We start from the raw sequence: 24,767 nt of genomic DNA, 5'->3' as shown, positions 1-24,767 counted from the left end.
TATTAGTTATTAAGTAATTTAAGTCTTTCTACTTAAATTAAATAGAAGCTTTTATTGTCAGTATGTGTACTACAGGATGAAGTGCGGAATGTGGGTTATATACCTAGATAAGTAATCGAGTAATGGTTTATCAAAACGCTTCAAAATAGGACTAGCATTTAACCACAGAACATCAAATGAATCAGACATAAATACCTATAACTTCTAAATTATCAATTTCAGCACAGATGTGCGCCTCTAATCTCTACAAACTAACCTCACCACCAAACTGATCCCGAATTTTTTCAGCATCAGATTCAGTGTTGCCAAGACGGATTTTTTTTGACACATTCTCACCTGATATATAGTTTTGCGATCGCCAGGATACCTATTTGCCTTGTTAAAATATATTCTTCATTTAATGCATATCTCTCTCAATAAGCCTAAAGATATCCTACCAGACTTATTGAAAGCTTTTATCATTTAATTTAAGTAAAATTTTGTAAAGTCTTTCAGGAAACAAACCCAAAATGCAGGCGGGCGTTCATTTCACCCCCAATTTATTGTCAGTGGCTTACGATATGCTCAAACAATATTCAGAATTATTACTAGTTTCAAAAGATACATCGGTAAAATAAGCTAGAGAAAGTAAATTTTTTGTGCATTTATGAAATTCATCCCAACATTAAAAGTAGCTGTAATTCCTGTTTTGACTGTGTTGAGCTTGTTGTCTGCATCAAATAAAGTACTAGCTGACTATTTAACTAGTGAGGGGATAGGAGGTAATTCCCGTTATGAATTATGGTCTACCGATGATAATAGTTATTACTATTTGAAAATTTGGTCATCTGAAGCAAGTCCAAACAGTGACCCATACTACACAAGTAGAGCATTCACCTCTACTGGGGAAGCTTTAATTTATTTTGATTGCAAATACACTAAGAAAAATTTACCAGAATGTCGGAATGTTCAAGAATAATTTTGAACCCGGTTAAGATAATTCGTAATTACTAATTCGTAGTTCGTAATTAAAGAATTCAATTACGAATTACGAATTACAAGTTATGCTTCAGCTGGTTGATATTCTTGTTGTCTTTCCACAAACGACTGCACACGGGTGCGGTAGTTTCTTACAGTCTCATCTACCCATTCGCGATCGTTGCTATTTGCATACAAATGCACCAGTGGTTCGCTAGCATCTGGTAAAACTAACAGCCAACTGTCATCGTAGGGTTGACAAATTTTCACTCCATCGATGAGTTCTAGGTTTTGGGCTGGATGAGTTTCCACCAAGTAACGCATCAAAGCACCTTTGGCAGTCCACGGGCAGCGGATTGTATAAGTTTTGTGAATTACACGGGGCAATTCTGACCTAGCAGCAGCAAGCGATCGCTCCTGTATAGTCAACATCTCAATTATCTTCGCAATGCAGAACATAGAATCAAATCCCGGATGCAGTTGCGGGAAAATAAAACCAGTATCTCCACTACCTCCTAATACCACATTTGGGTTTTTCTGGCAAGCCTCCATTAAAGCTGTAGGGTTGGCTTTAGTGCGAATTACTCTACCATCGTGGCGGCGGGCGACTTGTTCAATAGCACTGGAAGCATGAACTGGTACAACTACCGTTCCTCTGGGGTTAGCGGTCAGAATCATATCTACCATCAGTGCAGTTAAAGTTTCCCCACGAATGGGGTAGCCTGATTCATCAACTAAAATTAGCTGTTCTCCATTAGCCGTGACTTGCACACCAAAGTTAGCTTTCAATGCCTCCACTACATGACCTAACTGAGTCAGCAGTCCTTCTCGGTCAGTTACTGACATCGCCGTTTTATTGACACTGGCATTCAGCACCACTGCATCAGCACCAAATTTATCCAACATTTGGGGTAAAACTGCCCCCGATACGGCATAAACATAGTCAATCACCACTTTTGCGCGGCTGTTGCGGAGTGTATGAACATGCAAAAGTTTCTCAAAAGCAGTGCAGTAGAGGTCATTAACTTGGCTGGGATAAGATACATCGCCAATTTCATGAATTAGCGCCCGCCGCATATCCTCCTTAAAGTAAGCCCCTTCAATTTTCTTTTCCAAGGCTTTGCTGATATTAATGCCTTTGGTATCCATGAATTCAATCAAAATGTAGTCACGGCGATCGGGGTGTACCCGCACATGGATACCACCAGCTACCGACATTGTGGGTATAACCGTGCGGGCAATGGGGATAGCTGTAGCATCAAGGTTTTGAATATCAATACCTACTGACATCAAACCAGCAATGAGCGATCGCGTCACCATCCGAGAGATATTACGCTGGTCACGGGAAACCGTTACCTTAGAACCAGGTTTTAAGGTAGAACCGTAAGCAGATCCCAATTTCACAGCGAATTCTGGGGTGATGTCGATATTAGCTAATCCTTGGACACCACGTTGACCGAATAAATTGCGTTGGGCGGTGTTTCCCCAAATCAAGTTAATGTTTAAAACTGCCCCTGACTCAATCTTTTTACTGGGCCAAACGCGCACGCCGGGGCTAATTTGGGCTTCTTCTCCCACCGTGGAAAGCGAACCCACAACAGCAGCTTCTAATACTTGAGCGCGGCGGTCTACACGAGCGCCACGGGAAATTACACAAGCAGAAAGATGTGCTTCATCGCCAATAAATGCCCCATTCCACACTATGGGACGTTTGAGATTCGCATCAGCGCCAATGGTGACATTATCGCCAATTACGGTTCCTGCTTCAATGTGGACTCTTGCACCGATGCGGCAATTATCACCAATTACTGCTGGGGTTTCAATCACAGCCGTCTGGTCGATGTAAGTATTTTGACCTACCCATAATTTATTAGAAACTTGTTTGTAGGCATAATCTAATTGCACTTTCCCATCTAAGGCGTCATATTGAGCTTCCCGATAGGCATCTAAGTGACCAACATCGCACCAGTAACCTTGAGCTATGTAACCATACAGGGCTACATCTTTTGCTAACAGTAGAGGAAATAAGTCTTTAGAAAAGTCGCATTCAATGTTTGCTGGCAGATATTCTAAAACTTCTGGTTCGAGAATGTAAGTACCAGTGTTGACGGTATCGGAAAAAATTTCACTACTAGAGGGTTTTTCTAAAAATCGGCGAATTCGTCTTTCTTCATCGGTAATCACCACCCCAAATTCAATCGGGTTAGGAACCCTGGTCAAAATCAAAGTAGCTTTCGACTTATTTTGTTTGTGAAATGCGATCGCACTCGTGAGGTCAAAATCTGTTATGCTATCACCGCTAATTACTAAAAAGGTTTCATCAAGAAGTTCAGCAATGTTTTTTACACACCCTGCCGTACCCAGAGGCTGATCTTCTTCGACAGCATAAGTCATCTGAACGCCAAAATCACTGCCATCTAGAAAATAGTCTCGCAAGACATCAGGTAAATAATGCAATGTCGCAATAACTTCTGTAATTTGATGTCGTTTGAGGAGATTGATAATATGTTCGGCTATTGGTCGATTAAGGATCGGCACCATCGGTTTAGGCAGATCGCAAGTTAACGGGCGAAGCCGCGTTCCCGAACCCCCCGCCATCAGTACTGCACGCATAAATCCTCCTTAACTAATTACAGCCTTCGCTGCTTGAAAACGTGTCAGAGATATTTTCTTCTTCTTTCTCTAGTCTCCTATGGATATCGATATTTGAGGAACTTCCACAAGATGCATCTAGATTGGGGATTGGGAATTGGTCATGGGGTATTGGACATCTGACCGAAACAGACTCATGATACAGAGTAGGGGCGGCACATCTGTCCGCCCCTACAATGGGATTGTTTTTTAACGAGTCGCGGAAGTCCCGTATTACCTTTAGAAAGTAAAAGTAGTTCTCAACGCACCAATAACAGCATCATTGTTATTGCTGTTGTTATCCGGCGAAGTCAACCAAATAACCCCGGGGGTAATGGTAATATTGTCGCTCACCTGATACTGGTAGAACGCTTCTAGATGATAGGAATTGTTCTTGTCTTTGCCAATTTGGGCGACACTTGAACTTGTCACATAAGGTTCCATGCCAACCACAATACCCGCTAGGTTCCCTTTTTTACCAAGGTCGGGGAATCCTAAAGTAACCGCCCAGTTCCAGATATCCAGACTTCCCCGATTAATTCCACTGCCATTACTTGCCAAGATCCGAGTCTTAGTGTAGCCAGCCCAGCCACCCAACATAAATTTATCACTCAGTTGTAATGATGCTTCTACACCATAAGCATTACTGGATACTGGCAAATCGGCACCAGAAAATGCAGCTAAATCATCTGGTAAATTGGGATTATTCAGTAAAGCCGATCGCAGGTTAGCACGGTTACTACCTGTACTACCATTGGCAGTAAAATCATTGTTGTAAGAATTAACGTAAGTCAAACCAAGGGTGAATTTATCAGTTGGTTTGACCGTTAACTGGGCTATGGCTCCATAAGCGCCGTTCAATAAACCACTTCCATTTTGAGGATTAGCAGGATCGTTAGCTAAATACCCCAAACTTAGTTCTAGATTCTTGCTAAACTGATGCTGAATTCCTAAACCAGTACCATTGACTAGATAGTAAATAGGGTTGCGAGTCCCAAACTGAGTAAAAGCGCCGCTACCACCATCTCCATCTAAGTAAGGGTTAACTGTATTAGTAAAATCATCGATTGCACCGGCATTTGCTTCAACGACAACATTTGTTTTCTGAGTAAGAGGGAACTGATACAATAGCGCATCTATCCCGACAGCATTGTTGTTGTCATTAGCAAAAGTACCACTAGCAAACCGGAAGTCACCTTGTGGTGTAAATGTAGAGTTTCCAGAGAAGGCATTCAGATTTGTGGCTTGGAGTCGGGTTCTGAGTAAATCTTTGCCTGTAAAGCTGGAATCAAAGTTGAGGCGGACGCGATCGCCTAAAATAGGATTGCGATTGATTTTTTCTCCTCTAGCATTATCTCCTGACACAACCCCTGCTACTGCAAAAACAGCTTCACCATTGAGTTTGGTTGTGGTAGAAAACTGATGCTGTTCCAGTTCAGCACTGCGTGTTTCCAGCGCATCAACTCGACCGCGCAGGGTTGCTAGTTCGGCGGTAAATTGCTCCTCCAATTTTTGTAATGTGGCTAAATCTTGTTTCTTAACCAAATCATTAGTTGAGGTAGCAATAAGTTCATTGATGCGTTGTAGACAAGCATTCAAACCCGCCGCAAATTCATATCGCGTCATCGCTCGATTACCGCGATATGTACTATTAGGATATCCAGCAATACAGCCGTAACGTTCTACTAATGATTGCAGCGCTTGAAATGCCCAATCAGTTGGCTGCACATCTGATAATTGAGATACAGAGGTAACTTGCGCTACAGCATCAGCAGTTGCCGGAGACTCTAGAGATTGCTCTGTTTGGTTATTTTCAGGTTTTGATTTAGTATTATTTGCAGGAGATGCTATTGCCAGCCCACCATAACCAACAACTGAGGCAACAAGCACAATGAATGGAGCCTGCTGAAGAAAACTCCAGAGAACTTTTGCTTTTAACATTTTTATTTCTCACACAAAAAATTAATCAGGACTAGTACAATGTCTAAGTTAATTTTGAAGGTTTGTAGTAAGCACTTTAGTGCTTAGAAAATAAGGACTTTAGTCCTTACTACAAACTTGCTTATCCATCAATTTCAACTTGACGTACTACTAGCAAACTAGCCAACAAATACTCAGTCTATGTATTTAGCTCTTAAGGCTTGGCTACACTAGTGACATCCTTGTTAAGAACCCCTAAAGCTGTTGACAATTTCGGTTTATTTGGTGCAGAGGCTTTCAGTCCTGCCTTGATCTCATCGGATTTATCTTCAATTTCTTTGTAGGTAGTGGGAGATTTAGCTTTAACTCCATCCTCAACCTTTGACCAGAAATCTTCAAATTTATCAAATTCCCCTTTAGCTTTAGTAAAATCTCCCGCCTCAACTGCGGCTTTAGTATTGGTTACAACACCCTGTAGACCTTGAAATTCGGTTGTTTTAGTGGGAGTGGCTGCTGCACCAGGGGAGGTTGTCGCAGCGGGAGTGGCTGTTGCATCAGGGGAGGTTGTCGCAGAGGGAGTAGCTGTTGTATCAGACATAGAACTCCCAGCAGGTGTTGTCTGTGCAGTAGGTTCTTCACCCTTATTGCATCCAACCAAAGTCATCAGGCTGATTGCAGCAACTATCAGTACTGGATTAAAACGATTCATTCTCAACTCCTCATCAAAACTCGTTTGTGTAGACTAGTAGTCTGTCAACATAAAAATGACGGATGTAGAGACGCGAAATTTCGCGTCTCTACAAGGTTTTGGATAGTACAAACAAATAACAAAATCAAATTGACAGACTACTAGTACCGCAAAGCGGAAATCAAAAGTCACCCATGCTTTAATTTTGGGTCTTCTGGCTGTAATGAAATAGTAGGTTTATTTCCGCCGACGTGTACTAGTGTTCATATATTACGCTGACTATGACAATACCTTTGCCAAAATAAGAGCCTAGAAAAATTTTGGCAAAACTGGCAAAATTACCCATACATAAGCGTTTAGCTTAAAAGGTAGTTTGTCATCTCAAACCCTTATACTGCGCTCAATACGTTAAAAAAAACCTTGTGGGAAACCTTAAAGGAATTTTTAGAACTTATTGTTTTTGCCAAACCTCAGAGAACAGCGAGTTAATAGTGAAAGCGTCATCAACTCACCCTCGTAAATTGGCGAAGGTATTGTATGAACAAAAATATTAGGTAATATTTTTGTCATTTAATATAGTAAAGCTATCAAGGTAAAAAACTCGGAAAGAACCAATATTTTCTCTTTCCGAGTTTTTTACTTGTGATGCTTTACCTTAAGAACAGAGTCTATCAAGACTCCTCACACCAATTGCTGACTTCGAGTCTTGTCTGACAAGACTCGATTTTTATCATCTCATTTGCATTTCAGGTGATATTGAGCCTACATTGTAAAAAGTTTCTACTGACCGGAGAAATACCATGAAACGTTCATTTCGTAAGTATCATCGTATCCTTGGCATCATCCTATCTGTGCCACTTATGTTAACTGTGCTGACTGGGATGTTAACAACGGTTGTCCGCGAGTGGTCTGTGAGTATAGGAGTTCCAGCTAGCTTCCTCTTAAGTATCCATACAGGCGAAATCTTTCATCTTGAAGGAATCTACCCAATTTTGAATGGATTAGGACTTTTGGGATTGTTGGCGACAGGATTAAATATGTCTGGTTTATTTGGTAAAAAAACTCGGCAAAACCCTAATAATTAAACTAAGAAGCTAATGGCAAACGTACCTGAAAGCAGCTACCAACACCGACTTCACTAGTGACGATAATATCTCCTCCATGAGTTCTAGCGATCGCTAATGCAATAGCTAATCCTAAACCTAAGCCTCCCTCTCGCTGGTTTCTAGCTTGATCTGCCCTCCAAAAGCGATTAAAAATTAACGGAATGTGTTCTGGAAGAATACCAATACCAGTATCTTGAACATTTATGGCTACAAACCGCTCAAGTTTAACCAGAGAAACTATGACAGTTCCTCCTTTAGGTGTATAGTGCAACGCATTTTGCAACAGATTAGAAAATAATCGCTTTAGTTGAATAGCTTCACCTGTGATGAAAACTTCGGTTGATATTTCTGACTTGAGAGTAATTTCCTTAGATACTGCTTCCGGTTCCAAAAACTCCACCAAATCCTCTAATAGTTCATCTAAAGGAATACTCATCCATGCAATCACTTGAGTACTAGTTACTGCATCAGTTCGAGCTAATAAAAGTAAATCTTCTACTAATCGAGTCATTTGATTACTTGCAGATAATATTGCTTCCAATTTATTTAAATTAGCTGGATGAATTCTATCTGGATAATTCATGATAACTTCAACTGAAGTTTTAATGATTGTTAAAGGACTACGCAATTCGTGGGAAGCATCGGCAGTAAACTGTTTTAATTGCTGGATACTTTGCTCAATTGGCTGTAAAGATTGTCTTGTTAGCCACCAACCACCTAAGCCGCTAAGAATTATTACAATCAATCCTCCTAACTCAAATCCCCATAAAACTCTGTCTAGTTCTTCTTCTAATTCTTCTGTAGATTCACTTACCCGCACATACCCTTGAAGCTTTTTTTTTCTTCCACTTGAACTATGCAGATAAACAGGAATAGTAATGCTGCGAATTTTATGGTGTTGGCTGATGTCAAAATTAGCAGTAAAAGACATTCGAGAAATAGTGGTTCCCGCTTTAGCCAATAGCCGACCATTAGCATCAAACCATTCTACTCCTTGATGATTTTCACGTAAATCTTGCCAAGGAATATCTAAATCTCCATCATCATCATTATCTAAAATTCGAGGAATTTTAGTATTAATTGCTTTTTTGTCTACTGGTGCTGCTATTAAGTTGTGAGAAGCTGCATTTGCTAAAGTGATAATTTCACTATCTAACTTTTGATAAAGATTATAAGATAAAAAATGATACACAATTGTGGTAGAAGTCCCCCAAATTGTTACCATTACACCTAAATATGAAAATAAAAGCCGCCTGCCTAAAGCCTGAAGCATCAATTTAAAAAGTTTGTTTTAGTCGATATCCTAAACCATATATTGTCTCAATAAAATCACTATTAGCTCCAGCAAATTTTAATTTTTGTCTTAAACTCCGAATGTGAACTTTTATTGTTTCTTCTCCTGGTGGCTCTTCAAAAGACCAAAGATGTTTCAGAATCTCGTTGCGATTAAACACTTGATGACTGTGACGTAAAAACAATTCTAAAATTCTATATTCTTTAGGAGTCAGATGTACTGGTTGTTCATTGTATGTCACTTCATAATTACTTGGATCTAAACGCAACTTTTCCCACTCAAACACAGGGGGTAAAATAGTAATTCCCCGCCTTAATAAAGCGCGAATCCGAGCCATTAGTTCTTGTAAATCAAACGGTTTTACAACATAATCATCCGCTCCCGCGTCTAACCCGATTACAATGTCAGTGCTAGTGTCTTTTGCCGTTAGCAACAGAATAGGTATAGAGTAGCCCTCTTGCCGTAGTTGTCTACACAATGTTATACCATCCAACTTTGGTAACATCAAATCTAACACTATTAAGTCATAAGGAAAGGCTTTAGTAAACTCCCATCCTACTTGACCATCGCTAGCAATATCAACAAGATAATTTTGGTCAATTAGTACTTCTGCAAGTGCTTTTGCAATCCGATATTCATCTTCAACTAAAAGAATTTTCATAACAGTTTTGTCCTGTTAGCACCAAGATTATTGTTTTTCAAAACTGATAAAAGAGGGATAGTGTCGCGTACTTTCTTAACGTGCTTTCTCAATATTACTGTCTGCCTATAAGCTAATCGGCATTCAAGTTCCATAATCAGGGCGGGCAAGATGCGCACCCCACAAGATATTGAGAAAATTTTAAGATGAGTTCGCCGAAATAACAATTTAGCTTTGTCATGCCAGCGTAACGCACCCTTCTCCTATCGGAGACGCTACGCGAACGGGTTCAGCAGTCGCCTGCGGAGGGAAACCCTCCCGCAGCGCTGCTTCACCGCGAATCTTTGGTGGATGAAGTTTTTCCGACTTGTGTGTACGCAGTAGCCTTCTAGGAGAGAGACTTTTGAATTGTTCAGGCTCAACACTCCCCAGCTTGTTAACTCTGCTGACAATGATAAAGTTTATATTCGTAGCCGTTCACCCTTGGCATTGATTGAGTATCAGACTTAACGCATGTTTTGACGGCTTCTGGTACGGGTGCGTGAAAGTTTACCAGCCACAAGTCAAAAGGTCGTGGTAATTTATTTAAAGTATTTTCCAGAGCAATGGTGGAAGTATTCGGGTCTTTGTCTTGATGAGCAAGGAGAAACAGAGGTTTTTGGAGTGAATTGGCAAGTTTAATCTCCCTAGCGACTCCCATCATTTCCCCAATGTGTACATAAGTTTTGTGAGCGGTGGCAATCAGTACTGGTGTTGGGGATGTTTGTTGAATTAGTTGCACAAATAGGTCAGGGCGATAATATTTTTGATAGCCAAGATTGCAGATTACTGTAACTGCACTGAAAAATCCCATTAGCCAAATTAACATCACGGCTTTTTTACCGTTTATTCCCCATTTACCTAAGCTTTTTATCTCCTTGGGGGGATGCCAACAAACTGCGAGACTTGCCGCAAGTAAAACAACGATCGCAGGAAAGTAAACAAAGTTATATCTAGCACCTCTGGTCAGGTCAATACCCAAAAAGTAGGTAAAGATAAAGAATAAAGCGATCGCACTGCTCACTACTCCAGCAAACACCTGAATCATAATCCGGTTTTCTGGGTGCTGTAGTTGAATCTTGATCCCACGCAGCAAAATTGGTACTGCCCAAATAAAGAAAGTCAGCATCACTATTCCAGAAGGAATCACAACCAATAGCTGTGAAGATTCAACTGGTAACAGGGAAATCATCGCAATCAATGTTCCTAAAGCTTGAAAAATTGGGCTTAACCAATCTAGTCCAACGCGGGAACCTCGAATCCACTCGGTCAAATTATCACGATTTTTATTCTCTAATAAGATTGGTATCCAAATTAAACCCGCCACCAAAGTACCTATAGCAACGGCATAGATGCGCCGCCAGCCAGAAGAGAAGAAAAGAGAAAATTTGCTGCTAGTTTGCAATTGAAGCCAAGCAAGGAAAATCAAAATTACGGCTTCTGTGCAGAGGGTGAGGCTAAAGAAATAATGAGTAGCAAAACCTAAAGCATTAATTCCTACCCATAAAAGTGCTACCCAGATAGGTAAAGGTATGCGGTTTTGAATATGACGTGTGGCAATTACTAAGCAGGTGAGGGAACCAATTACCCATAAGACTGCCAAACTGTAATGACGCGCTTCTTGTGCTAAAAATACGCCGTAGGGTGATACTGCCATCATGGCAGCAGTCAAGTGTCCCACTAATGGCGAACGAAATGCTACTTTACTTAATATGTAAACACAGGGTATGGAGGCAGCACCGAATATAGCTGGTAGCGATCGCGCGGCAAACAGCGATACTAATCCTCCGTCGCTGGGGAATAATTTCATCCACAGGTAAGCCAGCACAAAATATAATGGTGGATGATTATCTTGTGTAACTAAGTTATGAACCACATCACCAATACTAGCGGCGGGGTTTGGTTGCAGTGGTTGCAATAGGATATCAGGCGCGATCGCTTGATCTAGGGGAACTGATAAAAAAGTATTCCCTAAGCTAAACACCAAGGTGGAAAACTCATCAGTCCAAGGAGGCTTTGCAGTCAAGTTGGTTAGGCGCAAGCTGATGCCGATGATTAACCAGATTAAGTTCAGCAAGGTGTGAAGCCAGAAAGGAGGAAGCCGAATCTGCCAATTATGCCAATGTTTGCGTTGTGAGTTAGAACTTGCATCGACTATCGGCAGAAAACGGGGAGCATAGACTCGTAGCAACGAGATAATTTTTCTGTAAAAATCAAATGCACCTTGGAAAAAAGCTCTCATTGCCGGGCCTCACACAAATGGACTGTAGATTTGACGTTTTAGATTTTAGTTCGTTCTAAAGTCTAAGAACAAAAATCAAAATCTCAAATCCCTGGTTGTGATTATTTCACATCAGTGACCCGCCAGCTAAGTTTCAAGTTAATCCAGAAATTCCAGACGGTAGCAACTGCGATCGCTATCAACTTAGCTAAAAACTGATTTATACCCAAGACATTATAGAGAAAGTTAATTATTAGAACTTGTAATATAACTCCTGCCAAACAGATCGCACTGAACTTCAAGAATCGCTTGAAACGTTGATGCGGATCGCGTTGTCTTTGAGAAATATCACCAAAAGTCCATAAATCATTCCATAGGAAATTATTTATGATTGCCACTGCGGCCGAGAGAATCGTACTGCGAGTTAAACCTAAATGAATCACAGTACGCAGCAAGTAAAACACCGTTAAATCCACAAATACCCCACTCAAGCCAACCAACCCAAAGCGGACGAATCGACCAACTGGGAAATTGACTTTTCTACTCAATCGTCCTACCCTTCCTGTGGAGAGCCGCAACCGTACTAAGTGGTGGATGTAATCTACATATTGCTTCCATGTCACCTTACTCTCACCCTCTTTGCGTTCACAGAACACATACCCAACTTCAGCAACTTGGCCTACCTTTCCCCGCCCGATTACTTCTAGGAGAATTTTGTATCCAACTGGATTGAGTGTTGCATTTGCGATCGCACTCCGCCGCACCATAAAATAACCACTCATGGGGTCAGAAACTCTGCCCAGTACCCCCGGTAAGATCACTAATCCCAACAACTGAGCGCCACGAGACAAGATCCGCCTAACAACACTCCAGCTACTGACGCCGCCTCCGTCCACATGGCGACTGGCTACTGCCAAATCTGCTCCCTGATCAACACTAAGCAACAGTTGCGTCAGTACCTCTGGTGGATGCTGCAAATCTCCATCAATCACCCCCAACACACTCCCGTTAGCTACTTGCCACCCACGAATCACCGCACTTGATAGCCCCCGCTCCTGCTGGCGTCGCATCACCCGCAACTGCGGGTATTCTGTCGTCAAGGATTGGGCGATCTCCCAAGTTAGGTCTGGGCTATCATCGTCTACTACAATCAATTCATAGTTTCCTGGAATAGATTCATCCAGTAACTGACTCAATATGTTGACTACATTCTTGATGTTGTCACGTTCTTTATAAGTAGGAATTACTAGGGAAAGATGGATAAATTCACCACTTAGACCCACACCGTTAGGGGGCAACTCGGAAATCTTTAGTGGGCCAGTTGGTACTGTTAACAGCGAGTTGGATGGGTTTGTCTTCATAATTTCACATTACAGAAGGAGGATGTGTAAAAACCGAGAGAAACAAAGCCGAACATCTGCTGGCTTGATTGACTGAACCGGGTTAGTCAAAATTTGATGAATACTTTTATTACAGTTAGCTATTTTGAAAACTTTAATAATTTCCGCGCGTCAATTCAAAATATTTTACCAAACTTAATCTAAACTTTACATTTAACTGCTTAATTTTATGGTAAATTTATCTAAAATTAGATGTTTTTTATACAACAATAAATATTGTAGCATTAAGTTATGTAACTCAGCAAATATACAGTTTATCTAGACTATTTGAAGAGTTTTTAGTATTAATAGGTAGAATGTACCAATCCGAAATCATTCGTCATAAATAGTAGCTATAGGGTGGCTTACAGTCTCCGTAACCCACCATTTAAAATTTTCGGTGGGTTAGGCTAACTACACAAGCTTCTAATTGTTTGCACTTACTTACTAAGTACTGGTTCACAAAATCTGAAAATTGGTGGTAAACAAGAAAGTGGTAAATCCAAATCAAGAGCTAGTTGCATTCTGAATCCTCAACTCTGACTTCGGAATTCTTCTTGATTCCAGATAAATATCAAGGCAATTTAGTAAATAAACTCGCGCTTTTGGGCGCTGCAATGTTTCCGACGACAGATGTGGTTTAAATAAATCAAAACTGCTGTGATAATTATATCTCAACCGTAAGAACAGCAAAGCAATTCAAAATGTTCGCGTAGCGTCTCGTAGAGAAAAAAGCCAATCCTAGCCAGTCTTTTGGCGATTGAGAATATGCAAATTAAATGCATGTTACCTGATTAAAGTCAAGTTTTTTCGACTTTTTCAAGATTTAACGATATATATAAGACTTACGCATTATACAAATTTATTATCTTGTGAATTGACGAAAATACGTCGTTTCAGACTTTGACCAATTATGCTTTGATAAATAGCGTAGGCGCAGCCCACCGTAGGCATCGCCTAAAAAGGGTCGAAAAATCAAGGTTTAATGCCTCAAATGCAGACACCACATTTGGTATTTTCTGTCAAGGCGTAAGTCCTAATATAAAAATTAATAAACTAGGAAATCAGTCTAAAGGGCGCTTACCTTTAGCGGCTGGCATTGCAGCTGGTATAAGTGTAGTCGTAGCTGCCCCCAGCAAGAACTGCCTCTTTTCAATGCCCCCTATCTTATTTGCCTTATTTTTTCGTAATATTGGATACTATATTCTCGGTTTTATTGTTGTTGGGGTGTTAATGTCTGTTTCACATAAATATACTGTTCTTGCTTCTGTTAGCCTAAGCATTGCTTTATTCATTAGTAGTTGCAGCGAAAATAGAGCTTCCCAATGCCAGCGACTGATTCGAGTTGTGAATGCCGGAACTTCTCTGATTGATAAAAATAAAGGAACGCAAGTGATCACCAGCATACAGCTATCCAAAGATTTAGAATTTGTGACTAAATCGCTTAAGGAACTGAATTTAAAAGATCCCAAGCTGAAAGAATTTCAAAGCGGTTTTGTGAATATATTTCAAAATCTTAGTCAAGCGGTAGCCGTTGCAGCTAGGGCGCTTGGTGCGACCAAAACAGCAGGTGCTTCAGCATCTGGTAGAGAAAAAATCCAAAAAGCGAGAGCCGAAATTGACTCAGCACTGACAACAGCTACAACACTTGGCAAGCAGTCGGATACATTAGTCAATCAGATGAATAAATACTGTAGCCAGTCTGAATAATCTATCTGATGGGGGATGGGCAGATGATATCGTAGTGAGCGGCTCCAGCCCTCATTTAAGGACTAAAGTCCTCACCCAACGGGTGACGCTCGTACCTTTTTAAGATGCTTCTGGAATTCTAGCAGGTCAAAATTAAATCAATATAATAGTTAGGACAGGGGCAACTTTTCCATAAAGAAAGTCTATAGGAAGGTATTGGGCAGCGTTTTTGCCGCTCAGACTTTCTTTGTGTGGTAGATTTTACCCTGATGATTTTCTGGCTATACTAGTGATTTCAGCTGATTGATAAATTTCATCCCGCAGTATGAAAGACATAAAAACTCTAAATTTCAGACATATATTAGACATATAAATGTGCATTTCCTTTTAAGTGACACAAAAGCCTTGTCTGGTCTTGGAGTAAATAAATTTCTTAGGGGATAAAAATTTTATCAGTCAATCACTGAGATTAACAATAACACTACAGAGTGAATCTAAATTAATCAAACGTCTGCTAAGTTAACACCTATGAAAGAAGAATTTATAGCCAGAGTTGTGCAGGTATTGCGAATTAATATGAGTTGGATGACTTGGAATTTATTTCTGGCTTTTATACCTTTAGCTTTGAGTGTGTGGCTATTTCGCTTTAGGCGTGGTGGCTCTTGGCTTTGGTGGCTAGGATTCTTAGTTTTCTATGCTTTTTTACCGAATGCACCATATTTGTTGACTGATGTAATTCACCTGATAGATGATATCCGCACGATTCAATCAGTTTGGATGATTACTTTGGTACTCATTCCTTTGTATTTGTTAGTAATTATCGGTGGATTTGAAGCTTATGTAATATCGTTAATTAATTGGGGTTACTACTTACATCGGATCGGCAAAAGCCAATGGATTTGGCGCGTTGAGTTGATTACCCATTTTTTCTGTGCTGTTGGTGTTTATTGGGGGCGATTTTTGCGTTTCAACAGTTGGGATTTTATTACTCAACCCGATGCCGTACTAACCAAAGGAGTAGAAGAAATTCTTGGGAAACAGCCCCTGGTGATTGTTGCTATCACCTTTGTGGTACTTGCCGGTTTGTACTGGATTATGAAACGAGTAAGTTTAGCTCTTAGCCGACCAAATAGCAAAATAGGGATATCAGGACCTGCAAACTCTAATACGCCAAACATTTGATGAACGTGGCGATTTTGGTTTTTAAATTTGGGGTTTTAATTAGTAATACGCTTGATGAATATTGCCTATTAAAAGAAAGATGTAACTAAACCATCCTTGAGGTGAAATAAATTTAGAAGCAAACGGTTGGATTTTAACTCAGCCACTCTCAAATATTGGCTTTGCTAACTAATGACTAATGACTAATAATCAATTTCTTTCCACCCATGCATGGATGCTATGCCTTTTGTAACCCATTCGATCGCAATTGGGGGAGCTTCTGATATCAAGATGCTAGGATAAACTGCTGCACCCCAATCGGGATGAATTAACACACGGCATTTATTTTTAATGACTGGATAGTTGAGCAAAGCTTTGACAACTGCTGTGTCATCGTGGGGGATTGCTCCAGGGTGAGACAATAAAGGATAGCCTGTACGAGGGTCGATCAGGTCTGTTAAATAGCCGCGATCGCGCAGATTAAATGCCAAATCGCAGCCAAATCTCATAAATCTTTCTCGCAAGCGTTCTTTCTCTGTCTCTACTTCTATTGTCTTTTCGACTAATTGATAACGCGATTGCTGTAAAACAATCACTACTCGCAAAATTGGTTGCCGTTTCCAATCTGGTAATATCCGTTCGCAGTTGGCACAGATATATGGACTGGGAGGATGAATTGAAATTTGAACCGCTTGTCCCGTTTCACCAACTAAATTAATGGGACAGGCTTGCTCCGAAGTGTAAACCTTGGGATAGTTCACTAAATTGATTCGGTTTTTGCAAGTTTTTTAATTTAATCTCCGGTATAGATGATAGCTCTTAAAAGTTCAGAAAAATCATCAATTTACTATAATATGTCACTTTTTTTGGCAGCAGTTGCTAATAATTGGATAATTTTAATCCGAATTTTATGCTTTATTAACCTGTTCTCATGGGATTTGTTGCGATCGCACTCGGCATTGGCATAGGTGCAGCATCTGGTAGATAAGCGATGTCTATGGCGGGCTACGCCTACGCTGCTGAAATCTGTTCGATTAAAACCCCAAAAAATGAACTCCATCTCACCCAATTAATTGAGCTTTAAAGAATTCACCGGCACATCATCCCAAGAATCCACTGTCCGCAATCGCGCTACCCAACCTGCTGTCTTTTGCGTCTCGGTCAAATTATTCTCAAATGAATCATGACAATCTTTGGCTTGAGATTCATTACAAGTGGCAATACAGGCATGAATCATTCCAGACGGATCAATTTGCTCATTTACCCAAATAGTCATGGAATATTTCCTCGAAAACTGTAGCGAAAAAAGCTATTCTTCATTTTAGAATACTATTAGAGGCAATCAATTTTAGATTTTGAATTGGCGATTTTCGACTTTGGCATAGGCGCGGTTAGACTGAGCGATCGCCTAATGTCTCAGTCTAACTATTTTGGATTTATTTTGAATTTTAAATTGTTATCTCCTCTTTCGTAGCGGCGGCGGTAGAGTAATTCTAACTGTCCACCATATTCTTGAATCCAGGCAATCTGGCGCTGGTAGAGTCCCCGGAAGGTGTTGGCAAATAAAAGTGTAAAGATTGCCACTACTAAGCCTGATGCGGTGCATACTAAAGCTTCACTAATTCCCGATGTTACACCTGTTGTTTTAGCACCTCCCACATCTCCGAAATTTAGAGAGGCAAAGGATTTAATTAATCCTAAAACGGTGCCAAGAAGTCCCAACAGGGGCGCAAGACCAATAATTGTCTCAAAAATATTTTGCGATCGCTTGAGTAAGGGAATTTCGCCTTGTGCTTCACTTTCTAATGCCAAACGAAATTCTTCTGGTGTCGCCTCCTCTAATTCTAAAGCTGCTAAAAAAATCCGAGCAATGGGTAAATCAGCATTTTTCTGCAATTTATCTAAAGCACTAACTACATTATCAAGACGATAAAGCTGTAGCACCTCTCGCACCACGTTGTTTTGCCGATTACTTATCCTTACCCAAAAGATGATCCGTTCGATAATCAGCGCCACCCCTAATAAAGAGAACGCTAGCAGAGGCCACATAACCAAGCCACCTGCTGTAAATATATTATTAATTTCCATCGACTCTTTTTTTACTCACCACCAACGCTAGGTTAACAGATTGTTGTTTTGGCGAAGCTGATAAGCTAAAACACATCTAATTTGCATATCAAAATTTTATCAATGTCTTGTGGGGTGGGCAACATGAGCGCCCTGATGATGCAAGTTAAATGCCGATTAGCTGATCATTTTCCCAAAATAATCCTGAATACGAGTTCTTAAATATACCAGTATAACTTTATCTTGAACATCTCATAGTGATTAACGACATCTAAAGAAATAGTTATTTTAATGATGAAGTAGATTGTTGATAATTACAGGTACTCGTCTTTTTCGCGATCAGATAATTCGCAAGCAGATAAGCAGACATACTTGCTAAAACAAAAAAACAAATAATACTTGCCCCTAAAAATAAAGTAGGTTTACTCAGCAGACTGGATTTTATACTTGGTTTAGCAAAACTGTATACGTAATCAATAGCAAGAGGTAAAGACACTTCATCCAGTTCAACCCATTCTGTCAACACATCTCCATTTTTAAGATTAGCGTATAGGCATTCGGGCTTAATTTTATGCTCTCGGACAGTGAAAGTATAATTATCACTTAATTTTACTACCAGGTCTGATCTACCTCCTATTGTTCGCTTATCAGGTTTTAGTTGTCGTGCCTCTAACAGACTAATAGCTTTTTCTTTTAATAACATATTTACTTCTTAATGAATTCCAAAAAAGCTTTCAATAATTCATATTGGTAATTTCGATATTCACCCTCTTCTTCTGCTTCTGCCAAATTTGATTGTGGAGTTACTTTCCATATCTGTTCTATAATTTCGTCATCTGATTTTCCTTCTAATCTCAATGTTTTCACTTGGTTTTTTTCTTGTTCTACTTTATCGGATTTTTTAATAGTTTCAGCAGTATTTTCTAGTAAATTTTTGGGATTTTCTAACAGTTTTTCGACTTCCGGTGCGATTAAGACACAAGTCTCAGGAGTGTAAATGTTGTTGCCTCTTTGTCTCCTTCGGTCATTTGTTATGCTAGAGTTGACGTTGTTTGGAACCTCTCCGGTAGTTCCTCTGTAAAGGTGAGACATTTTTAAATTTGTTTTATGGCTAATAGCTGTTACCATCCAATCAACACTTAGTTTGTAATACATCTTCAACCATGTTCTGAGAGCAATTTCTTTCTTGGTATCGTCTCCAAAAATTCTTCGAGTTTTATCTAAATCTTTCTCCCAGACTGGCACTCTACTTACTAAACGGCCAATATGAGCTAAACGTTTTTCCATCAACTCACGAATAATATCTACCCACCATTTGCCAAAGCGCTCATAAACAGTAGGTTTTCCATAGTCTCCAAGTTCATCACAGCAGATGTAAAATTCTTCCATTTGATCTACTGTAGCTAAGTGCAAGCCGTCAAAATCAGTTGGCGTTATACTGGCTAGTTTAATCTTTTCTTCTGTAATGGCGATCGCTTCATTGGTATCGGCTGGTTTTCTTGGTTGCGCTAACAGTATTAATACAACATCTTCTAAGACTATTTTACTATTCCCACCCTTTTCATCAGAATATATCCGCACCTCATGCTTAACACCTGCATACCTGTTGTAGAAGGGAAAACATTGAATTATTATGCTCATTTTTTGATTTTATCTGTGTTACGCAATATATGTTTTACAAACATAGTACATCAGTACGTCCACAAATTTACGTTTACTAAACTTTACTTGCCGATTAATATCGTTTGGATAGATGAACGGACAAAAAATCTATTCTTCTTGGCAGGTGAGGAAAATATTATAGAAATATACCCTAACGGTAAATAGAGATACATAGGATGAGCAAGCGTAATTTTCATGCAATGAGTCAGAAAGAGTTACATGATTACGTTCTTGCTCATCGGGAAGATCAAGAAGCGTTCTATGCTTATGTCGATAAGTTGCATCTCGAAGGTAATTGGATTGAAATGCCACCGTTACAGTCAGAACAAGATTTAGAAAATTATCCTCAGTTCATTGAGCGTATTCGCAGCAGTTCTGAGCCACGAGATGAAGCAGTGTAAGGCTGTATTGCAGTTACAGCAGCTTTTGGGCTATCCTCAACTTGGCAGAACGCGATCGCGGATTTTTTCCAATCTCTTCTTGTGAAGCAATAATTGGCTTTTTTGTCAAGACTTTTAATAAAGTTGAATTTCTTAAACCATGCTTGACTGGACGATCTTCTAAACTGTGAAAACTGATAATTACAATTCTGCCGCCAGGGACAAGGGCATTTGGTGCTTTTTCCAAAAAGGTTTCTAGGGATTTTAACTCATCGTTGACGACAATTCGCAGAGCTTGAAAAACGCGGGTAGCGGGGTGAATTCTGCCATAACGGTATTTGGGGGGAACTGAAGAAGCGATCGCATCAGCTAATTCAATAGTAGTGTGCAACGGTCGCCGTTCGACAATGCGACGAGCAATGCGCCGTGATAATCTTTCCTCACCGTACTTAAAGAAAATATCTGCTAATTCTGCTTCATCCCAATTATTAATGATATCAGCAGCAGTTAGCGATCGCCCTCGATCCATTCGCATATCCAAATTTGCAGCTTGGCGAAAGCTGAAACCTCTTTCTGCTTGGTCTAAATGGTAAGAACTTACCCCCAAATCAGCGATAATACCATTGAAAGTATTAGGGGGAAATTCGTAGTCAGCAAAATTGCTATAAATAAATTGTACGCGATCGCCAAACTCAGCTAATTCTTTCCTCGCTGCTGCTAAAGCATCCTCATCTTGGTCAATCGCCGTTAATTGCACATCTGGCGCAGCTGCTAAAATCAAACGGCTGTGACCTCCACCGCCTACCGTCGTATCAAGATAATGACCTCCTGGAGATACCGCTAGACCTGCAATAACTTCCTGCGGTAAAACTGGTAGATGGGAAAATATCGGTTCTTCAATAGCTAGCTGACGATTCATGAGACTTAGGCAAAAGACCAGAGATGAACTTTAATTATGTATTCTTTTCTTTGTGTCTTTGCGGGTTTATAGCTAAAAAATAGTTTTTAAACTACAAAGACACAAAAGGAAAATATCATAAATTCCACACCCAGCGTCAGCCTTGGATGTTGAGCTTTAAGCATCTGTGGTGCTATTTTTTACCTTTTTTCTGGTAAATCATCGAATTTGATATCTGTTTTAATTTTTTCTCCATACTTAAATTGCTATTTAAAATAAAAATGAATACATTATCGGTAAATTCATTTTCCTTTAATAAGCTCTGAACAATTTTAGAGTTATCAGTTTCATAAATACGACTACCTTCCCAAAAACTAAATCCACGCTTCACAGCTATAACATAAAGTGGTTTTTCAGGAAAATATTGTAGATTCTTTTGAACTAAATAAGCAGTTATTATCTGCGGATAATGAGATAACTGCTGACGAAGCTTATTTACCTCTATATCGGAAATATTATGAGGGTAAAATTTATCATCCCTTTTAAATTTAGAGCGCTCTTTCTGCCCTTTTAAAATTAATTTATGATAGTTTTCGGCACGTTCCTGATAAAATTTAGCCTCATTGTTTTTACCTTGATTTTTAAGAAAATAGCAAATTTTCTGACAACCTCGTATGACTATACTTGAGTCTTGCTCTATTGCCTTCTCAATGTATTTTATTCCAGCTGCATCTTGTTTTTTTAATAATATTTGACCTAGTAAATAATTAGCTGATGCATGGTAAGCATCACGATGAATAATTTCTTGTAATAGAGGTATAACAGCTTCTTCGCCCTCAACTTCCAACGTCAAAAATGCTTGCTGACTAGCTTCTTCTAGGGTTAGGTGTTGTTTTTGCGATTTTTGATTTAAATCTTTTAACGTAGCTATCGATTTTTGAAACTCAGCATATTTTTGTCGCCAAGGTGTTGCTATTTTTTCTCGCCAATCTTGACTAAAATGCTCAATAATTTTTTCTAATTTATCTCCTAAAAACTCTTGGGCAGCGCTAATTTCAATTGGTGCAAAGATAGCTAGTTCTTTCTGAGCATTGGGGATATATCCCAAGGCTTTTAATCTATCTTTCAGGCAAGGGTGAGTATCAGCATTGCTGGTTGTTTCCGTTAAAGCTTCATCTAAATAAGTACTTGTGATTTCCTGATGAAGTCTCTGGCTTAAAGCCTGCCTCATATCCATGTAAGTCATTTTTGGTGGTTCAATTTCTGTCTCTATTTGTTTATAAATACTAGACCAAAAATATCTTTCTAAAAATCTAGATTTGACCTCCAAACTTATCAAAGCTTTAGCAGTATTTTGTTCTCCTGTTAAATCAACAGCACATCTATCTGCTTCATATTCATTCATGCGTGCTAATACAAAAGAATAGGCATTAAAAAATGGGATGTACCATATCAAAAACAGTTGAAAAACTAACGATAATATTTCATGTCCACTTTGTCGGAGTCCTGTAACAATGCGATACCAAGTTTCGCGTTGGCGATAAATCCAACCACTAAAGCGGCTGTGATTTCCTGATAGATGTCCCAGTTCATGGGCTAAGACGGCACGAAATTGTTCAGGTGGCAGTGCTAGCATGAGTGGTAGACCGACAATTAGGTAATTTTGCTGCCATCCCAGCAAACCTAAGCGTGGTCTTTGGACAACCGATGCATTAAAATCGTTGGTTAGTAAGATGTGGTGAAACCGTGGGGCTTGTAGCTTCGATGAGATTTCGTTAATTAAAGAATAGAGATTGGGTACATCCTTGGGTTGCAGTGGTAAACCTGTAGGTGGAGGAAAAGAAAACCAAAGCGATCGCAGCAATACAAATCCTAACGTCAGCAAAAACAAAAGACCTGTCAAAGATAAGTTAGAAATTGACTGAGTGTTAACTATCAAAAAGATAATATTTACCAGCAGAGTCAACGTTACAGCTAGAACCAAAAATATATATGCGTAACCCAAAGTAGCCAAAAAAGCAACGTGCAATTTATAAACATGTGGTTGTTTATTCGCAAAAATTTCTAACTTCTGAATTAGCTTATCAAAACGCTCTTGATTGAAAGTCATAGATATGTATCAGTCTCATAAAACTGTAATATAACTGACACAATATCTTTATGGCTTACGTAAAAACTCAGAATTCAATAGTCATCATTGAAAAAACCATTTTCTTTCACCCCGTCCCCTTATCCCAGCACCATGAGATAAAAAAATTCAATGCCTTAATTAAGTGCATATCGAGCTTCCATATAATAGTTGAAGAAGTGCAACAAAATGAAACATCAAATCAAATCCCTCCTCTGTCACTTTTTCTCCAACCTACCCACCGCGTCTCCCCGTCAATCCACAACCCTTACTTTGGCTTGACAAACAAGATAAATTGGGTCTAGTTGGCATCTAGAGCGGTTCAATTCAAAATTTTGCCTTCAGCACGCTACACGAACACAACGGGAGAACACGAAATCTATGACCAGACTAGAAACCCGCACTGAACCTATGGTGCTAAACATGGGGCCACACCACCCCTCAATGCACGGGGTTCTGCGGCTAATCATGACTCTGGATGGCGAAGATGTGGTTGACTGTGAACCGGTCATCGGCTATTTGCACCGGGGAATGGAAAAAATCGCCGAGAACCGCACTAATGTAATGTACGTCCCCTACGTTAGTCGCTGGGATTACGCGGCGGGAATGTTCAACGAAGCCGTCACTGTCAACGCCCCAGAAAAACTTGCAGGTGTGGCTGTCCCCAAACGCGCTAGCTACATCCGCGTCATCATGCTGGAGTTGAACCGCATCGCTAACCACTTGCTGTGGTTTGGCCCCTTCCTCGCTGACGTCGGCGCTCAAACTCCCTTCTTTTACCAGTTCCGCGAACGGGAAATGATTTATGATTTGTGGGAAGCTGCCACAGGTTATCGGATGGTAAATAACAATTACTTCCGGGTTGGTGGAGTAGCAGCCGATTTGCCTTATGGTTGGGTAGATAAGTGTTTGGAATTTTGCGACTATTTAATACCCAAAGTTGATGAGTACGAACGCTTAGTAACGGATAACCCCATCTTCCGGCGACGTGTTGAGGGTCTTGGGACTATAACCCGTGAGGAAGCAATTAACTGGGGACTTTCTGGCCCAATGTTACGCGCATCTGGTGTGCAATGGGATTTACGGAAAGTTGACCATTACGAATGCTACGATGATTTTGACTGGGATGTGCAGTGGGAAACCGCCGGTGATTGCTTTGCGCGTTACGTGGTGCGGATGCGGGAAATGCGCGAATCTGTGAAGATTCTTCGCCAAGCAATTAAAGGACTTCCTGGCGGCCCTTACGAAAATCTGGAAGCCAAGCGTTTAGCCGCAGGTAAAAAATCCGAGTGGGACGCATTTGACTACCAATTCATTGGTAAAAAAGTTTCCCCGACTTTTAAGATTCCCAAGGGTGAAATCTACGCCCGTGTAGAAAGTGGCAAAGGTGAATTGGGAATTTATTTGGTTGGCGATGATAACGTCTTCCCTGCACGTTGGAAGATTCGCGCCGCAGATTTCAACAACCTTCAGATTGTCCCACATTTACTGCGGGGCATGAAGGTTGCAGATATCGTGGTGATTCTGGGCAGTGTTGACATAATTATGGGGTCTGTGGATAGGTAGATAATATTTATCTAAACATTTTTTAGAGCAGTTGTATTATGCAACTGCTCTTTTTTTACTCATATAACATAAATAAACCGCGTCCATCTTGAAAACTGGGCATTGCTGAATCGAGGTATGAACTTGGATGTAGAGACGTAAAATTTTACGTCTCTACAAGGATTTTCACTGTAGTTCTTTCAGTATGAAAAGAAAAAACCCTCATCCCCCAGCCCCTTCTCCCAAATTTGGGAGAAGGGGAGCTAGAAAGAAGTCCCTCTCCCATCTTGGGAGAGGGATTTAGGGTGAGGGCAAAAACTACGGTTTTCAACATATAACAGATGTACGAAATATTTATCGAG

The 24,767-nt window shown here is 40.1% G+C and carries 22 protein-coding genes; 8 read left to right on the top strand and 14 right to left on the bottom strand.

Features of this window, described 5'->3' with window-relative positions:
- Window positions 1–646 precede the first annotated feature (646 nt).
- A complete protein-coding gene (locus V7K32_RS18125) occupies window positions 647–958 on the top strand; it encodes a hypothetical protein (RefSeq protein WP_334995204.1) in 312 nt (103 codons plus the stop codon).
- A gap of 83 nt (window positions 959–1,041) precedes the next feature.
- On the opposite strand, the gene V7K32_RS18120 is transcribed toward V7K32_RS18125, so the two are convergent.
- From V7K32_RS18120 to V7K32_RS18110, 3 genes are all read right to left on the bottom strand, one after another.
- Window positions 1,042–3,570 carry a mannose-1-phosphate guanyltransferase gene (locus V7K32_RS18120; RefSeq protein ID WP_334995203.1) on the bottom strand — a complete coding sequence of 843 codons (2,529 nt, stop codon included), beginning with the start codon at window positions 3,568–3,570 and terminating at the stop codon, window positions 1,042–1,044.
- A 258-nt stretch (window positions 3,571–3,828) separates the two neighbouring features.
- Window positions 3,829–5,529, bottom strand: coding sequence for an iron uptake porin (locus V7K32_RS18115; RefSeq protein WP_334995202.1), 1,701 nt, complete (start codon window positions 5,527–5,529; stop codon window positions 3,829–3,831).
- Window positions 5,530–5,722: 193 nt separating this feature from the next.
- Entirely contained in the window at window positions 5,723–6,217 is a 495-nt protein-coding gene (locus V7K32_RS18110; protein ID WP_334995201.1) for a DUF4363 domain-containing protein, read from the bottom strand.
- Window positions 6,218–6,996: 779 nt separating this feature from the next.
- Between V7K32_RS18110 and V7K32_RS18105 the strand changes: the two genes are divergently transcribed.
- The gene (locus V7K32_RS18105) at window positions 6,997–7,281 is read left to right on the top strand and encodes a peptidase (protein ID WP_334995200.1); all 285 of its coding nucleotides are present in this window, start codon (window positions 6,997–6,999) and stop codon (window positions 7,279–7,281) included.
- Window position 7,282: 1 nt separating this feature from the next.
- Here the strand turns inward: V7K32_RS18105 and V7K32_RS18100 are convergent, their stop codons facing one another.
- From V7K32_RS18100 to V7K32_RS18085, 4 genes are all read right to left on the bottom strand, one after another.
- On the bottom strand, window positions 7,283–8,527 hold the full coding sequence (locus V7K32_RS18100) for a sensor histidine kinase (protein WP_334995199.1): 1,245 nt from the start codon (window positions 8,525–8,527) through the stop codon (window positions 7,283–7,285).
- Between the two features lie 52 nt (window positions 8,528–8,579).
- Window positions 8,580–9,257 carry a response regulator transcription factor gene (locus tag V7K32_RS18095; protein ID WP_334995198.1) on the bottom strand — a complete coding sequence of 226 codons (678 nt, stop codon included), beginning with the start codon at window positions 9,255–9,257 and terminating at the stop codon, window positions 8,580–8,582.
- Window positions 9,258–9,672: 415 nt separating this feature from the next.
- The gene (locus tag V7K32_RS18090) at window positions 9,673–11,517 is read right to left on the bottom strand and encodes a glycosyltransferase family 39 protein (protein ID WP_334995197.1); all 1,845 of its coding nucleotides are present in this window, start codon (window positions 11,515–11,517) and stop codon (window positions 9,673–9,675) included.
- A 101-nt stretch (window positions 11,518–11,618) separates the two neighbouring features.
- Complete coding sequence (locus V7K32_RS18085; protein ID WP_334995196.1) at window positions 11,619–12,857, bottom strand: glycosyltransferase family 2 protein; 1,239 nt, start codon at window positions 12,855–12,857, stop codon at window positions 11,619–11,621.
- Between the two features lie 1,251 nt (window positions 12,858–14,108).
- Between V7K32_RS18085 and V7K32_RS18080 the strand changes: the two genes are divergently transcribed.
- Window positions 14,109–14,585 (top strand): hypothetical protein, encoded by a 477-nt coding sequence (locus V7K32_RS18080; protein ID WP_334995195.1) that lies wholly within the window; start codon window positions 14,109–14,111, stop codon window positions 14,583–14,585.
- A 507-nt stretch (window positions 14,586–15,092) separates the two neighbouring features.
- On the top strand, window positions 15,093–15,746 hold the full coding sequence (locus tag V7K32_RS18075; protein ID WP_334995194.1) for a DUF1361 domain-containing protein: 654 nt from the start codon (window positions 15,093–15,095) through the stop codon (window positions 15,744–15,746).
- 182 nt (window positions 15,747–15,928) lie between these two features.
- Here the strand turns inward: V7K32_RS18075 and V7K32_RS18070 are convergent, their stop codons facing one another.
- The 5 genes from V7K32_RS18070 to V7K32_RS18050 all read right to left on the bottom strand — a co-directional run bounded on the left by V7K32_RS18070 (window position 15,929) and on the right by V7K32_RS18050 (window position 19,433).
- Complete coding sequence (locus tag V7K32_RS18070; protein WP_334995193.1) at window positions 15,929–16,486, bottom strand: methylmalonic aciduria and homocystinuria type D protein; 558 nt, start codon at window positions 16,484–16,486, stop codon at window positions 15,929–15,931.
- A gap of 308 nt (window positions 16,487–16,794) precedes the next feature.
- A complete protein-coding gene (locus V7K32_RS18065) occupies window positions 16,795–17,001 on the bottom strand; it encodes a glycogen debranching protein (protein WP_334876923.1) in 207 nt (68 codons plus the stop codon).
- Window positions 17,002–17,150: 149 nt separating this feature from the next.
- The gene (locus V7K32_RS18060) at window positions 17,151–17,813 is read right to left on the bottom strand and encodes a MotA/TolQ/ExbB proton channel family protein (RefSeq protein ID WP_334995192.1); all 663 of its coding nucleotides are present in this window, start codon (window positions 17,811–17,813) and stop codon (window positions 17,151–17,153) included.
- Window positions 17,814–18,075: 262 nt separating this feature from the next.
- A complete protein-coding gene (locus V7K32_RS18055; protein ID WP_334995191.1) occupies window positions 18,076–18,495 on the bottom strand; it encodes a hypothetical protein in 420 nt (139 codons plus the stop codon).
- Between the two features lie 2 nt (window positions 18,496–18,497).
- Window positions 18,498–19,433 carry a hypothetical protein gene (locus V7K32_RS18050; RefSeq protein ID WP_334995190.1) on the bottom strand — a complete coding sequence of 312 codons (936 nt, stop codon included), beginning with the start codon at window positions 19,431–19,433 and terminating at the stop codon, window positions 18,498–18,500.
- Here V7K32_RS18050 and V7K32_RS28825 point away from each other — a divergent pair.
- Together V7K32_RS28825 and V7K32_RS18045 are read left to right on the top strand one after the other, a co-directional pair.
- Window positions 19,377–19,619 carry a DUF6888 family protein gene (locus V7K32_RS28825; RefSeq protein WP_442938767.1) on the top strand — a complete coding sequence of 81 codons (243 nt, stop codon included), beginning with the start codon at window positions 19,377–19,379 and terminating at the stop codon, window positions 19,617–19,619. The genes V7K32_RS18050 and V7K32_RS28825 overlap by 57 nt on opposite strands.
- Window positions 19,620–19,630: 11 nt before the next feature.
- The gene (locus tag V7K32_RS18045) at window positions 19,631–19,855 is read left to right on the top strand and encodes a DUF6887 family protein (protein ID WP_334995189.1); all 225 of its coding nucleotides are present in this window, start codon (window positions 19,631–19,633) and stop codon (window positions 19,853–19,855) included.
- 13 nt (window positions 19,856–19,868) lie between these two features.
- Here the strand turns inward: V7K32_RS18045 and rsmH are convergent, their stop codons facing one another.
- Complete coding sequence (gene rsmH / locus V7K32_RS18040) at window positions 19,869–20,753, bottom strand: 16S rRNA (cytosine(1402)-N(4))-methyltransferase RsmH (protein WP_334995188.1); 885 nt, start codon at window positions 20,751–20,753, stop codon at window positions 19,869–19,871.
- A gap of 172 nt (window positions 20,754–20,925) precedes the next feature.
- A complete protein-coding gene (locus V7K32_RS18035) occupies window positions 20,926–22,413 on the bottom strand; it encodes a M48 family metallopeptidase (protein ID WP_334995187.1) in 1,488 nt (495 codons plus the stop codon).
- Between the two features lie 112 nt (window positions 22,414–22,525).
- Between V7K32_RS18035 and V7K32_RS18030 the strand changes: the two genes are divergently transcribed.
- Together V7K32_RS18030 and V7K32_RS18025 are read left to right on the top strand one after the other, a co-directional pair.
- Window positions 22,526–22,657, top strand: coding sequence for a hypothetical protein (locus V7K32_RS18030; protein ID WP_334995186.1), 132 nt, complete (start codon window positions 22,526–22,528; stop codon window positions 22,655–22,657).
- Window positions 22,658–23,241: 584 nt separating this feature from the next.
- On the top strand, window positions 23,242–24,426 hold the full coding sequence (locus tag V7K32_RS18025; protein WP_334877234.1) for an NAD(P)H-quinone oxidoreductase subunit H: 1,185 nt from the start codon (window positions 23,242–23,244) through the stop codon (window positions 24,424–24,426).
- Window positions 24,427–24,767: the final 341 nt, after the last annotated feature.

The sequence above is a fragment of the Nostoc sp. genome, assembly GCF_036917635.1.
GTDB lineage: Bacteria > Cyanobacteriota > Cyanobacteriia > Cyanobacteriales > Nostocaceae > Nostoc.
Note: the sequence above shows the minus strand (reverse complement) of the source record. Positions and strands in the feature narration are given on the sequence as shown.